At 52.5% G+C, this 13106-nt stretch carries 12 protein-coding genes; all 12 read left to right on the top strand.

The features are described from left to right. The 12 genes from AC4G46_RS12380 to AC4G46_RS12435 all read left to right on the top strand — a co-directional run bounded on the left by AC4G46_RS12380 (position 1) and on the right by AC4G46_RS12435 (position 13039). Entirely contained in the window at positions 1-1260 is a 1260-nt protein-coding gene (locus tag AC4G46_RS12380; protein ID WP_491128185.1) for a Ger(x)C family spore germination protein, read from the top strand. Next, complete coding sequence (locus AC4G46_RS12385; RefSeq protein WP_491128186.1) at positions 1261-2364, top strand: GerAB/ArcD/ProY family transporter; 1104 nt, start codon at positions 1261-1263, stop codon at positions 2362-2364. Between the two features lie 473 nt (positions 2365-2837). Next, a complete protein-coding gene (locus AC4G46_RS12390; protein ID WP_491128187.1) occupies positions 2838-3851 on the top strand; it encodes a LacI family DNA-binding transcriptional regulator in 1014 nt (337 codons plus the stop codon). Positions 3852-3869: 18 nt separating this feature from the next. Then, entirely contained in the window at positions 3870-4787 is a 918-nt protein-coding gene (locus tag AC4G46_RS12395) for a ribokinase (protein ID WP_491128188.1), read from the top strand. A gap of 184 nt (positions 4788-4971) precedes the next feature. Beyond that, positions 4972-6483, top strand: a complete 1512-nt coding sequence (locus AC4G46_RS12400) for a sugar ABC transporter ATP-binding protein (protein WP_491128189.1) — start codon at positions 4972-4974, stop codon at positions 6481-6483. Next, entirely contained in the window at positions 6480-7442 is a 963-nt protein-coding gene (locus AC4G46_RS12405) for an ABC transporter permease (RefSeq protein WP_491128190.1), read from the top strand. The genes AC4G46_RS12400 and AC4G46_RS12405 overlap by 4 nt, the downstream gene beginning before the upstream one ends. Next, positions 7439-8383 (top strand): ABC transporter permease, encoded by a 945-nt coding sequence (locus AC4G46_RS12410; protein WP_491128191.1) that lies wholly within the window; start codon positions 7439-7441, stop codon positions 8381-8383. Before AC4G46_RS12405 ends, AC4G46_RS12410 begins: the two co-directional genes overlap by 4 nt. A gap of 5 nt (positions 8384-8388) precedes the next feature. Further along, positions 8389-9432: an autoinducer 2 ABC transporter substrate-binding protein gene (locus tag AC4G46_RS12415; protein ID WP_491128192.1), complete on the top strand. Its 1044-nt coding sequence runs from the start codon at positions 8389-8391 to the stop codon at positions 9430-9432. Positions 9433-9459: 27 nt separating this feature from the next. Continuing rightward, a complete protein-coding gene (locus AC4G46_RS12420; RefSeq protein WP_491128193.1) occupies positions 9460-9969 on the top strand; it encodes an ureidoglycolate lyase in 510 nt (169 codons plus the stop codon). A gap of 20 nt (positions 9970-9989) precedes the next feature. Next, on the top strand, positions 9990-11300 hold the full coding sequence (locus tag AC4G46_RS12425) for an ArgE/DapE family deacylase (RefSeq protein WP_491128194.1): 1311 nt from the start codon (positions 9990-9992) through the stop codon (positions 11298-11300). An 84-nt stretch (positions 11301-11384) separates the two neighbouring features. Beyond that, the gene (locus tag AC4G46_RS12430) at positions 11385-12113 is read left to right on the top strand and encodes a glutamine amidotransferase (RefSeq protein WP_491128195.1); all 729 of its coding nucleotides are present in this window, start codon (positions 11385-11387) and stop codon (positions 12111-12113) included. A gap of 461 nt (positions 12114-12574) precedes the next feature. Continuing rightward, positions 12575-13039 (top strand): DUF8821 family protein, encoded by a 465-nt coding sequence (locus AC4G46_RS12435; protein ID WP_491128862.1) that lies wholly within the window; start codon positions 12575-12577, stop codon positions 13037-13039. Positions 13040-13106 lie beyond the last annotated feature (67 nt).

Genomic DNA, 13106 nt, shown 5'->3' on the forward strand with positions numbered 1-13106 from the left:
ATGTACAGGAAAATGACAATCTTCTTCCTAATCGCACCGCTGCTGCTGACCGGATGTTGGGACAGGCAGGAGCTGAACGACCAGGCGATTGTGCTGGGCTGGGGGATGGATCTGGCGGAGGACGGAGGATACCTGGCAACTGCCAATCTGGTGCTGCCGCTTGCCTCCAAATCAGGGGGACAGCAGGGCGGGGAACAGGGGGGACGGTCCGGCTTCATGACGGAAAGCGCGTACGGGAAAAATAACAGGGACGCCGAGCAGAATATGCAAAGAAAGCTGTCACGGGTGCTGTTTCCGGGACACCGGCGGAATATCTTTATCGGGGAGAAGCTGGCGGAGCACGGGCTCTTCTCCATCCTGGATGAGTATGGCCGCAGTCCGATGGTCCGGCCGCGGACGAATATTTTCGTCGTCAGAGGGGGGACGGCACAGGAGGCGATGAGTCTGGCTTATCAGCTTGAGACCAACCCGGCGATCGCTGTGCAGAAAATCCAGGAGAAGGACGGGGCGCCGATCAGCCGCTCCCTGCTGGACTTCTATATTATGGCTAATGGCACCGGCTGCGGGATCGTGCCTGCGCTTTCGATTCTGCAGCCGGAGGTTCAGACGGATAAAAAAACCAAAAACGACAGCCCGCCGCAGACAACGCTCGGTTTATCCGGTGCGGCTATTTTTAACAGTCAGCTGAAGCTGGCAGGCTATCTGAATTACGATGAATTCTGGGTCAGACTCTGGATTGCAAATCAGCTGACTGCCCGCAGTTTTACTACGATTATCAATTCTATAGATGCGGATCAACCGGGAGGTTCAGCTGAAGATGCCCTTTCGGGGGCAAGCAGCGGGAAGACGGTAACGGTTAATGTGGATACCTTTAAAAGCCATATTACACCTTTGTTAGACGGCGGATTGCCAAAGTTCAGGATTCTGCTTGAGGGCAAAGGCTACATAGAGGAGAATAATTCGCCGCTGAATCTGTCTAAGGAAGAGAATGTGAATAAGGTCGAAGCCCGGATGAACGATTACCTTGAGGCACGGGTTAAAAAGGTTGTCAATAAGGTGCAAAAGGAGTTCAAAACAGACGTATTCGGGTTAGGAGATACGATTCACCAGCGTCACCCTTACCGCTGGAAGACGCTTGCCGCCGACTGGGAAAGGGTCTTTCCCGGCATTGAGCTGGATATCAAGGTTAAGCTTAATGTCACCGGAACAGGAATTACGGGAGAATCTCTGCTGCCTACCAGAGAGGGCGGTGAGAAGTAGATGAAGATGAAGATGAAGATCAGCAACCGGCAGCTGTTCTGGATGATTATGATGATGGAAATTGGCATTAATCTGCTTATTACGATGACGGCTACGATCCGGAGCGCCAAACAGGATGCCTGGATTTCTTATATTTTGGCCGGAATGATGGCGCTGGTCATTACTTATACTGCGGCCCGGCTCAGTTCCCGGTATCCGCAGCAGACTTTAATAGAGTTCAGTGCTGCTATACTTGGAAAATGGGCCGGCAGGCTGATCGTTATTCCTTATATCCTCCAGTGGTTCTGGGTTATGAGTCTGATTCTGCGCGACGAGTATCTGTTCATCCGGCTGAGTGTCCTCTATAAAACACCGGACTGGATTGTGATCGGGACGATGATCGGGGTGGTGTTATACACTGTATATCATGGCGGGATAGAGGCGATCGGCAGAGTCAGTGAGCTGTGGGGGCCGATTCTGATGATCATCCTCGTGCTTACCTTTGGCCTGACTTTTAATAATCTGAACTGGCCCATGCTGCTGCCTGTATATGCGGATACCGGACTGTGGACGATTGCCGGAGGGGCGCTGGCCCCGGTGTCACTGCTGGGAGAAGCTGTGCTGCTCATGATGCTCTTTCCCTTTACGGATCATCCCGGCAAAGAGACCCGTAAGGCGCTGCTGCTGGCAGTCGGCTTTTCGGCAGTTCTGCTGCTTTTAGGTGTTCTGTGGGTCATCATGACCTTTGGCCCGGCCGTTGGCGGACGGCTGCAATTTCCCTTTTTTGAGATGGTCAAGCTGGTCTATCTGATGGAATTTATTCAGAATATGGATATTTTTGTGATGGCGGTATGGCTGGTCTGCATCTTCGTCAAGCTGTCGATCTACATGTTCATTACCAGCTACGGAGTCGCACAGTGGATAGGAAAAACGCGCAGCTGGAAAAAAATAACCTGGGTTGTGGCTCCTGTCACCTTTATCCTCACCATGCTGGTCATTAAGCTGAATCCGCCGGCCGGACTCTTGCTGAAGGGCATATGGGTCCGTTATGTGCTGCCGCTCAATATGATCGCAATTCCCGTATTTCTGCTGGCGGTTTCCTTTTTCCGGCATAAGCGGCGTTAAACAGCTATACTTTTCTGCAAAAGACACGGAAGCATGCCGACTATGCTGCCGTGTCTTTTACGTGCAATACACCACATTTGCGAAAACGTTTTTACACCAATTTTCCGCAAAATATATGTACTTGCAATTGAGAAAAAGAAGCTGCATAACCAGTAAACGGAAATTCGATTCTATAGGAAAACAGTTTATCCAACAGCACTTGATGTTAGATAATATATCATCAAAAACTGAAAAAAATATTTAAAATGGAAAATCGAACCACGATACATAACACCATTGCGTCATATATTTGTTTTGAAACCGTTTTTATTTTAATTTTTTTGTAAAAAGGGATTGTAATCCTGAAAAGCCTATACTAAAATGAACCTAGAAATTGCGTAAACGTTTTTGCAAAGTTGAGGATACTTTACCGATCATAACACTGCTGCAAATAAGAAATAGGTTGCGTAAACGTTATGACAGAGAGGAAAAATATGGCGGAGAAAGAAATAACGATCAAAGATGTAGCCAGGCTGGCCGGAGTCTCCGTGGCTACCGTCTCACGGGTGATGAACGGCAGGGACCGCGTAAGTGATGCCACCCGCAAAAAAATTCAGCGGATTATCGAAGAGCTGAATTTCGTGCCCAATACGATGGCTGCATCCATGGTGAACAAAAAAACGCATATGCTCGCGGTCGTTGTTCCGGAAATTCAGAACCCGTTCTACACAGCCGTTATCGGCGGAACGGTTGAGGCGGCCAAGAAGGAGGGCTTTTCCACCCTGGTTGTGTCTACTTATAACGACGAGGCGGAGGAAGAGGAATTTTTTGAAGGCTTTCTGGGACGGAACGTAGACGGCATCATTCTGATCGGTACTCATAAAGAGGCTGGCTTTTACCGGAATATCCGCAAGCCAACCATACTGGTAGACCGGTACATCAATGATTGCGGACATGACGGGGTGCTGATTGATAACTTCCGCGGTGCGTACGAGGCGGCCAAGCATTTTGTGGAATACGGCCATGAGCGGATTGCCATTATTGACGGGGCCCATGATTTTAATGACGGTAAAGACCGGTACTGGGGGTATCATCAGGCTTTACATGAGCATGGCATAGTACCTGAGCCCGGCTATCATAAGCAGGGGAAGTGGCTAGAGGAGGACGGATACAGGTTCACAATGGAGCTGATGCAGTCCGCTGAGCCGCCGACGGCTATCTTTGCCACCAATAACGTAATCTGTACAGGGGCCATCAAGGCTATACGGGATCTGAATCTCCGGATCGGAGAAGATATTTCCCTGATCGGCTTCGACGAGAATGAGCTTGCCCAGTTTGTCCAGCCCCGGGTCACTGTCGTTGGCAGACCGATGAGGGAGATGGGGATACAAGCAACAGAAATGCTCATCCAGAAGATCAAGACACCGCCGGGTGAGCAGGCGAAGCTGAAAAGGATCGTGCTGGATGTGGAGCTGATCAAGCGCGGGTCGGTTAAAAAGCTGAACTAGCAGCCCGAAGGAGGACATATGGCCAACATACTTGTCGTAGGCAGCATGAATATGGATATTGTTACCCGGGTCCAGTGTCTTCCTGTTCCGGGAGAGACGATACAGGGTCTAGGAACCGGCTTTCACGCCGGCGGTAAAGGAGCGAACCAGGCCTGTGCCGCCTCCCGTTCGGGAGCGGCCGTAACGATGGCAGGCGGTCTCGGTTCGGACGCGTTTGGCCGGCAGCTGTATAGTCAGCTTGAGGCAGAGGGAATTGACACCTCAGCAATTGCCTTAAAGCCGGAAACGAGCGGGATCGCTCTGATAACAACTGAAGCATCGGGTGAGAACAGCATCATTCTCTCACCCGGCGCGAACTACAGCTACTGTTCTGAAGATCTGGGCGCTCTTGATTTTACCGGCTATGATGTGATTCTGCTGCAGAATGAAATACAGGGCTCTGTGAATGAAGAGGTGCTTATAAGGGCGGAGGAGGCAGGGGTTCCAGTCTGTATGAATCCTGCTCCGGTAAACGGGTTTGAGCCCGGCCGGCTTAGCCGGATCAGGCTGCTGATTGTGAACGAAACTGAAGCGGAGGCCTTAAGCGGACTCCCGGTTGAAAGCTTCGGGGAGGCCCGCTCAGCCGGAAACCATCTGATGGGGGAAGGCATCCCGCAGCTGATCATTACACTGGGCAGCAAAGGCTCACTATTTATGGATGCAGACGGAACGGTAATAGAGACTCCGTCTTATCCGGTTAACACTGTGGATACTACAGCGGCCGGGGACACTTTTATCGGGGCATTCGCCGCTGCCTATTACGGTGGCATGGAGCTGAAGGCCAGTCTGCATTATGCGTCTGCAGCAGCAGCGCTTGCCGTATCGGCTGCCGGAGCCCAGAGCTCCATACCGGTGAAAGAGCAGGTGGATGCTTTTCTTGGACGGGCTGAGGCCTGACGGTGTCCCTCTATTCTCTGGAGCCACAGGCAATCCTAAAACAATTAAATTCCTTATTCAATCCGCTTTTACCGGCGGCGTTACCGTTCTGTATCCATGCGCTTTTATGAATTAACGCTTAATCTCGATAAAGCAACCTGCAAACCCGGTTTCAGCACTGTGAATGAAGAAGGGGGTCAAGACCATGAGCAAGCCAGTACTGTCCATGCAAGGGATCAGCAAAGAGTTCCCGGGTGTCAAAGCTTTAACGGATGTCGACTTTGAGCTCTATCCCGGCGAGGTGCACGCCCTGATGGGAGAGAATGGCGCCGGCAAATCGACGCTGATGAAAATTCTGTCCGGTGTCTATTCGCCGACCAACGGAGTAATCAGGCTGAAAGGCAAAGAAGCGGTCCTCGGCAATCCGCTGGATGCTCAGCTGCAGGGCGTGTCCATTATCCACCAGGAGTTCAATCTGTTCACCAACCTGTCTGCCGCGGAGAATATTTTCATTGACCGTCCCGAAATGGCTGGCAGATTCGGCCGGATCAAGTGGTCGAAAATGGTTGAAGCGGCACAGATGCTGGTAGATTCCATCGGAGGCGGAGAGATTGATGTCCGCCGGGAGGTCCGGCATCTGGGTGTACATAGCCAGCAGGTGGTCGAGATTGCCAAAGCCTTATCTTTCAAAGCAGATGTGCTGATTATGGATGAGCCGTCAGCCGCACTCCCTGAGAATGAAGTGAAAAAGATGTTTGAAGTGGTGCGGAAGCTGCGGTCACAGGGGGTAGCCATTGTATACGTCTCCCACCGGATGAAGGAAATCTTCGAGATTGCAGATAAGGTCACAGTGCTGCGGGACGGCCGTAAAATTGATACCCGTCCGATTGGGGAAGTGACGGAGCAGAGCCTGATCCAGATGATGGTCGGCAAGGAGGTCCAGCAGCTGTACCCTGTCCGGGAACAGCCGCATGGCACAGAAGTGGTGCTGAAGGTGAATGAACTATCGCTTGATGCCAGCCACAAGATTTCGTTTGAGCTGCACAAAGGCGAAATTCTGGGATTGTTCGGCATACCGGGGTCGGGGTCGCATACCGTTGCCGAGCGGCTGTTCGGCCTCAAACGGGGAAGCGGCGGGCTTGAAATCAACGGGAAGCCGGCCAAAATTGCCAGCCCCGGCGATGCCAAAGCTAAAAAGTTAGCCTATGTCCCGCCGGACCGGCACCGCCAGGGCATTATTAAGCCGATGTCGATCAGGCAGAACATCTCTTTTCCGACACTGCCCGGTTTGTCCAAGGGGCTGGTGCTGGACGGTGAAGCTATCCGTGAAGTGAGTGCAGAGTACATGGAGAAGCTGCGGATCAAGGCACCGGGAGACGGACAGAGTGTGGACTTCCTCAGCGGAGGCAACCAGCAGAAGGTGGTCATCGCCAAATGGCTTGCTGCGAAGCCTGACATTCTGATTCTGGAAGAGCCTACCCGGGGTGTGGATGTCGGCGCCAAAGCGGAGATATACAGCATCATTCACGGGCTGGCTCAGGAGGGGCTGAGCATTCTGCTGATTTCCTCCGAAATGCCGGAGTTGCTGGGCTTAAGCGACCGGGTGCTCGTGATGTACAAAGGGGAGATTGTTCATGAATTTGCCCGTGGTGAAGCCGATCAGGAGCAGCTGCTGCAGCGGGCCTCCCATCCCCGGACGGAAGGAGCTGCCATATGAAGCGTATTTTAAATGTGCATGAAGCACCGATCATGATTTTCACGATACTCGTAATCGTACTGTTCTCGCTAATTTCACCCGATTTTTTCGCAATTGCTAATTTCAAGCTGATTCTGGACCAGAATATCACCATGTTCATTGTGGCAATCGGTATGACGATGGTTATTCTGCTCGGGGGAATGGACCTGTCTGTAGGCTCCGTCCTGGCGGTAACAGCTACCTCGGTCGGACTGTTTCTCAGCAAGGGGATTTCTCCTGTTGTAGCGGCTTTGCTCGGCATTGTAATCGGCGTCCTGTGCGGCATGGTTAACGGCTATTTCATCGCTGTCCGCCGAATTCCTGACATTATTGTCACCCTGGCTACGATGTATATTTTCCGGGGCGTGGCGGTCGGCATCAGCGGCGGGACCTGGATGAACAATTTTCCCGAAGGCTTCCGCTTTTTCGGACAAGGGACGGTAGCAAGTATTTCGTTTCCGCTCCTTGTAGCCATCCTGCTGATTGCTGTCTTCATTTATTTGCTGAAATTTACCCGGGCTGGCCGGAGAATCTATTCGGTCGGGGGCAACAGCTCCGCAGCCAAGCTGGCCGGGATCAGCGTCCCCAAGACCAAGTTTATGGTCTATGTGTTAACCGGACTGCTGGTCGGGATCGCCTCCGTGATTTTTGCAGCCAAGGTCGGCAGTGTCCAGGCCTCAACAGCAGGCAACAGCCTGTCCTTTGAAGTCATGGCAGCTGTGCTGATCGGCGGCGGCAGTATCTTCGGCGGGGTAGGGACGATTGCCGGAACCATGCTCGGCGTACTGTTTATGGGCATTGTCAAAAACGGGCTGATTATCGCAAAGGTCTCTCCATTCTGGGTGGACGCAACCACCGGTTTTTTGATTATCCTCGCCATCGTGATCAACACGCTGCAGCGGGCCCGCCAAAATAAAGGGAAAGAAGGGGATCTGGTATGACAACCTGGACAAGCCGTCTGCCGTTCAAATCGGGTACGCTGTTCGTTCAGCTGATTCTGCTGCTGTTCATTCTGATTCTATTCAGCTTCCTGTCACCTTACTTCCTGTCTGTAACCAACTTCATGAATGTGCTGAACCAGATGGTCGAGGTCGGGCTGATCGCCATTCCGATGACCATGATTATTATATCCGGTGCGATGGACCTGTCTGTAGGCTCGATACTGGCTTTCTCTGCGGTGTCGATGGGGGTTGCTTTTGAACGGGGATATAACATCTGGGTCTGTGTGATCTTCGGACTGCTGGCCGGTCTGATGTGCGGTGCGATTAACGGTTATCTGATTGCCAGGCACCGGATGCAGGCGATTGTGGTCACGATCGGGATGCTGGTCATGCTCCGCGGGCTGGTCTATGTCGTCAATGAAGGCAGGCCGATCAGCGGCTTCCCGGATTCCTTTTACTTTCTGGGACAGGAGTACATTGCCGGAATTCCCTTTAATGCGATCATCCTGGTCATTATGTTCCTGATTGCCAACTTTTTTATGAAAAAGACAAGGTTCGGCACCTACATTTACGGGATCGGCAATAACGAGGAGGTTGTCCGGTTCTCCGGAATTTCAGTAGTCCGCGTCCGGTTTATTCTCTTCATGCTTAGCGGATTGTTCTCTGCACTGGCGGGTGTATTCCTGGTGTCACGGCTGGCAAGCGCCGAAGCGACATCGGGTACCAATATAGAGCTGGATGTTATCACAGCTACTTTGATAGGCGGTACTCATATTTTTGGAGGAAGGGGGAGCCTTACCGGCACCTTTGTCGGGCTGCTGATTATCGTGTTCTTGCGCAATGGTCTGAATTTGCTGGGTGTTTCTGTGCTGTATCAGGCGGTTATTCTGGGGGCGCTGCTGCTGCTCGCAGTGGCCAATAAAAAAATTAGCGGAGAGTGAAACCTATGAAAAAAATGACATTGGCTGTATTGACTGGCGTACTTGCTTTGACCTTGACTGCTTGCGGCGCGAATTCGGGTAATTCTCCGGCTAATAATGCCGGGGCCTCAAGCAATGACGGGGCGGCTGCTTCCGGCACCAGAACCTACTTCATCAATCCGAAATCAATCGGGCCCGCTTATTGGGCGGCTGCGGAAAAAGGCGCTATCCAGGCAGGCGAGGATATGGGGGTTGAGGTGATCTTCAATGCACCGACTGAAGCGGATTCTTCCAAGCAGATCAACATGATTCAGGATATGCTTACCCGCAAGGTGAGCGGTATCGGGGTATCGCCGAATGATGCCAAGGCGGTGGGTCCGGTGTTCAAAAAAGCAGCCGAGCAGGATGTGCAGATCGTGACCTGGGACAGCGATGCTCCCGAGACGGACCGCCAATATTATGTAGCTCCTGCTACTGATGAGGAAGTGTGCGAGCTGCTGGCCAAGACGATCGGCGAGGAAATCGGCGGCGAAGGACAGGTCGCGTTCATGGTAGCGGGACTGGGTTCCCAGAACCAGATTGCCAAATCGGATGCGGCAAAAGCTTACTTCGAGTCCAACTATCCGGGCATTGAGCTGGTAACAACGGTAGCCAGTGACGATGATCAGCAAAAGGCTTACGCCAATGCCCAGAACCTGATCCAGACTTATCCGGATCTTAGAGGGATCATCGGCTTTGCGGGCGGCGAACCGCCGGCAGCTGCTGAGGTAGTTGAACAGGCGGTCAAGGCAGGCACGATTGAGCAGGGACAGATTGCCATTACCGGTATTGCTGTGCCGAGCGTTGTGAAGAGCTACATTGAGAGCGGTACGATCAAGACCGACATCATCTGGGATCCGGGCAAGCTGGCTTACACTACTGTATACATTCTGGATCAGCTGGCTCAGGGCAAGGAAATTACGGACGGTATGGAAATCCCGAACGTGGGGGCAGTCAAGGTAGACGGCCAGAACGTATTCATCGGCACACTTGAAGTGACCAGCGAAAATGTGGGCAGCTTTGACTTCTAGTCAGAGCTGTTATAGGAGGCAGCTTGCATGGAACATACAATAATGATTGAAGATTTGACGGCTGAAAGCTTTGCCCCTTACGGAAAAGTGGTGGATATTCCTGCGGGGGAGCCGTCCAAGAGCGGCGACGGCTGGGACTGCTGGAGCTATATCCAGATGCTCGACGTGTCGGAGCCGATCGGCTTCGGCCTGGTGGACACGAAGCAGCGCGGGTTCACAGTGACAGCAATGGAGCGGCATGTCAGCCGCGAGGAGCTGCTGCTCACCTTTGATAAGGAGATTATCCAGCCGGTTGCCCGGTGTCTGGATATTGACGACCCGGAGGAGCAGCCTGATCCTGCTACAGTGAAGGCATTCAGGATCAGGCCGGGACAGGCCATCGTGATCGGCCGCGGCGTCTGGCACAGCCCTGCTTATCCGGCGGCTGAGGATGCAAGGTACCTGTTTGCGATTGAGAAAAAGAAGGATAAGTTCGGCGATGAGATGATTAATCCGTGGGTGGATTTTGCCGGCGGTGATACTGTTAAGTTCGGATAAAACATAAAGGAGCATACGCGATGGCACAGGAACAGCAGGTAATGAAATGGATCGATGAACATCAGGACGACATTCTCACCTTTTTGCAGCAGCTGATTCAGATTCCCAGCGTGAATCCCTGGTTCTTCGATGAGCCGGGTCCATCCAAAGAGAAGGATGTGCAGGAGTTTATCTCCCGTAAGCTTGAAGGTCTGGGTGCCGAGATTGAAATGTGGGAGCCGGTTGCGGATGACCTGAAGCAGTACGAGGGGATGGCCGGGTATTATCCGGGACGGGATTTTAGCGGCAGACCGAATCTGGCAGCTACCTTTGGGAAAGGTACAGACGGCAAGTCGCTCCTGCTGTTCGGCCATATCGATGTCGTTATGGCAGGCTCGAAGTGGACAGTAGACCCGTTTGAGGGCCAGATCATTGACGGCAAAATGTACGGCCGCGGCACTGTCGATATGAAGGGCGGCGTGGCTGCGATGATTATGGCGGTCGAGGCTGTGCTCCGCAGCGGCCTGAAGCTGAAAGGCCCGGTTGTCGTGGGCACTGTCGTCGATGAGGAGGCCGGAGGCATGGGGGCGCTGGATTTCATCCATCACGGCTACCGGGCGGATGCCTGCATCCTGACTGAACCGACCTCACTGACCATCGCGCCGTTATGCAGAGGGATTCTGTGGGGCAAGATCAAAATCCAGGGCCGCAGCGGGCATATTGAAATGCCGCAGGCAGACTGGAAGGATGGCGGAGCAGTGGATGCTATCAAGAAAGCGCGGTACATCCTGGATGCGTTCGACCGGCTGAATGAAAAGTGGGCTGTAAGCAAGACCCATCCCTACCTGTCTATTCCCTGCCAGGTGCATGTAGCACAATTGAATGCGGGAGAGTACCCGACCTCTTTTGCCAATGAAGCGGAGATCGTCTTTAATGCCCAGTACCTGCCGTCGGAGCGGGATGAGAAGCTGGTCGGCGGCCATGTGAAGAAGGAGCTGACCGACTTCCTGCGCGCAGCAGCTGAACAGGACCCGTGGCTGAGTGAGCATCTGCCCGAAATCGAGTGGATGGTCGATGCTGACTGTGCTGAAACCGATGTGGCTCACCCGTTCGTGCAGACCTGTGTCCAGTCGCTGCAGGCGATTGGCGAGGAAGGAACAATCGAAGGCCTCGGCTTCCATACCGATATGGGCTGGCCGGTCAATGTCGGCATCCCGACGATCAACTTCGGTCCCGGCGACCCGAGTCTCGCTCATCACAGTGATGAGTTCACGCCAACTGTTGAAGTCATTCAGGCGGTTAAAATGATGGCAAAGACGATTCTCGACTGGTGCGGTGCGGAAGAGGCATAACGGAAGGCTTAGTGAAAAGACCTAAAGACAGATATTAATCGGCTGCAACGGCCTTTATAACATACACGGAGGTGCCATAACAACATGAAAATTCTATTTGTCGGCGAATCCTGGGTGGTTCATATGATCCATACCAAAGGATATGACAGCTTCACCTCAACGAAATATGAGGAAGGGGCAACTTATCTGCTGTCCTGTCTGCGGGCAGAAGGGATTGATGTAACTTATATGCCGGCTCATGAGGTGCAGGTCCGCTTCCCCCAGTCGCTTGAAGAGTTAAAAGCCTATGATGCCATCGTGATCAGTGATGTGGGTGCGAATACGTTCCTGCTGCAGAACCCGACCTTTTACCAGATGCAGATTATCCCGAATGCGCTGGACAACATTAAGCAGTATGTGGCCGAAGGCGGCGGGCTGCTGATGGTCGGCGGGTACCTGACCTTTATGGGCATTGAGGGTAAAGCGAACTATGTAAACACCGTTCTGGCCGAGGTGCTGCCGGTAGTGATGCAGCAGGGCGATGACCGGGTGGAAATGCCGGCCGGCTTCTCGCCGGTAGTGGTGCAGGAGCACCCGCTGGTGGGCTACGGCGAATGGCCGCGGCTGCTTGGCTACAACAAGCTGGCTGCGAAGCCGGATGCCGCTGAGCTGCTGAGCTATAACGGCGACGCTATCCTGACCGTAGGCACATACGGTCAGGGCAAAACCGCCGCTTTTGCCAGCGACTGTTCCCCGCACTGGGGCTCAACAGAGTTCATGGACTGGCAGCATTACTCTGCATTCTGGTCCAATCTGGTAAAGTCGCTGCAATAGAATGTACTAGTTAGAGAAGAGAGAGGGAGTTAGAGTAGGACGTTCTCCGAATGGAGAGCGTTCTTTTTGTTGGGATACGCGAAAGCGAGAGTGGAGAAAGTGCGCTGGCAGTAGCCGTCTTATAGCATAGAGGGTGTGTGACAGGTTACACTAAGTGGAAATTTGCTATCTAATTAGTAACTATCTACCCGGAGGACGGATGCTAGTTGGATAAAAGACACTTAATTCTGCGGTTTTCGCGTACGGAGGGCGATTTTGGACTAAATAAGTGACGATAATCCAACCAGATGACCAAGCCATTAGTTTCAATGTAAATGTGGTCGTTTCTCCGGGTGTTGGCTTGTTGTTTATGCGCTGAGAAAGGCGTAAATACTAACTCTTAAATTCAAGTTTCTGGTATCATAGTAAATATCAAATTTGATTGAAAACGAATACACATTTGAGAAAAGCGAGGAATGGACATGCCGTATACCGTTGATTTTAAAGAGGTGTCTGCAGTGGGGCTGGAGTCATCCCCTGTGGCGGAGGCGCTGGCCGGCTTGCGGGCGAACGAAGCTCGTTATTTTATGAACAAGTACAAGCATGAATTCGCAACTGTACCGGCATCTGAGAGCCAGGCAAATCTTGATTATGTGAACCGGATTTTGAAGGAGGAGCGAAATATTGAATTTGCCGCCAAGCCGCTGGAAACCTCAAGCTTTCAGGTGGAAAATATCCGGTTCACCTATGTCTTCTACGAGGACGGCCTTGCTATTAATGTAATGTATACTGTGGATGATCCGAAGAAACGGGCGGTCGGCTTCAAGCTGTCCGAGGGGATGGAAGTGCCTAAGGAGCTGGAGGAGAAGTTCAAATTTGCGCGGCAGAAATCGAAGCTGGCCGGAACGATCCGCGGGTCTTTTTTTGTGATCAAAGGGGAGTACTGAAACAAGGCAGCTTCCACGATTTTACACCGGCTTAACATGCTCCATATCTTCACGTGATATAACAGAA

The sequence above is a fragment of the Paenibacillus sp. fava2 genome, assembly GCF_058313675.1.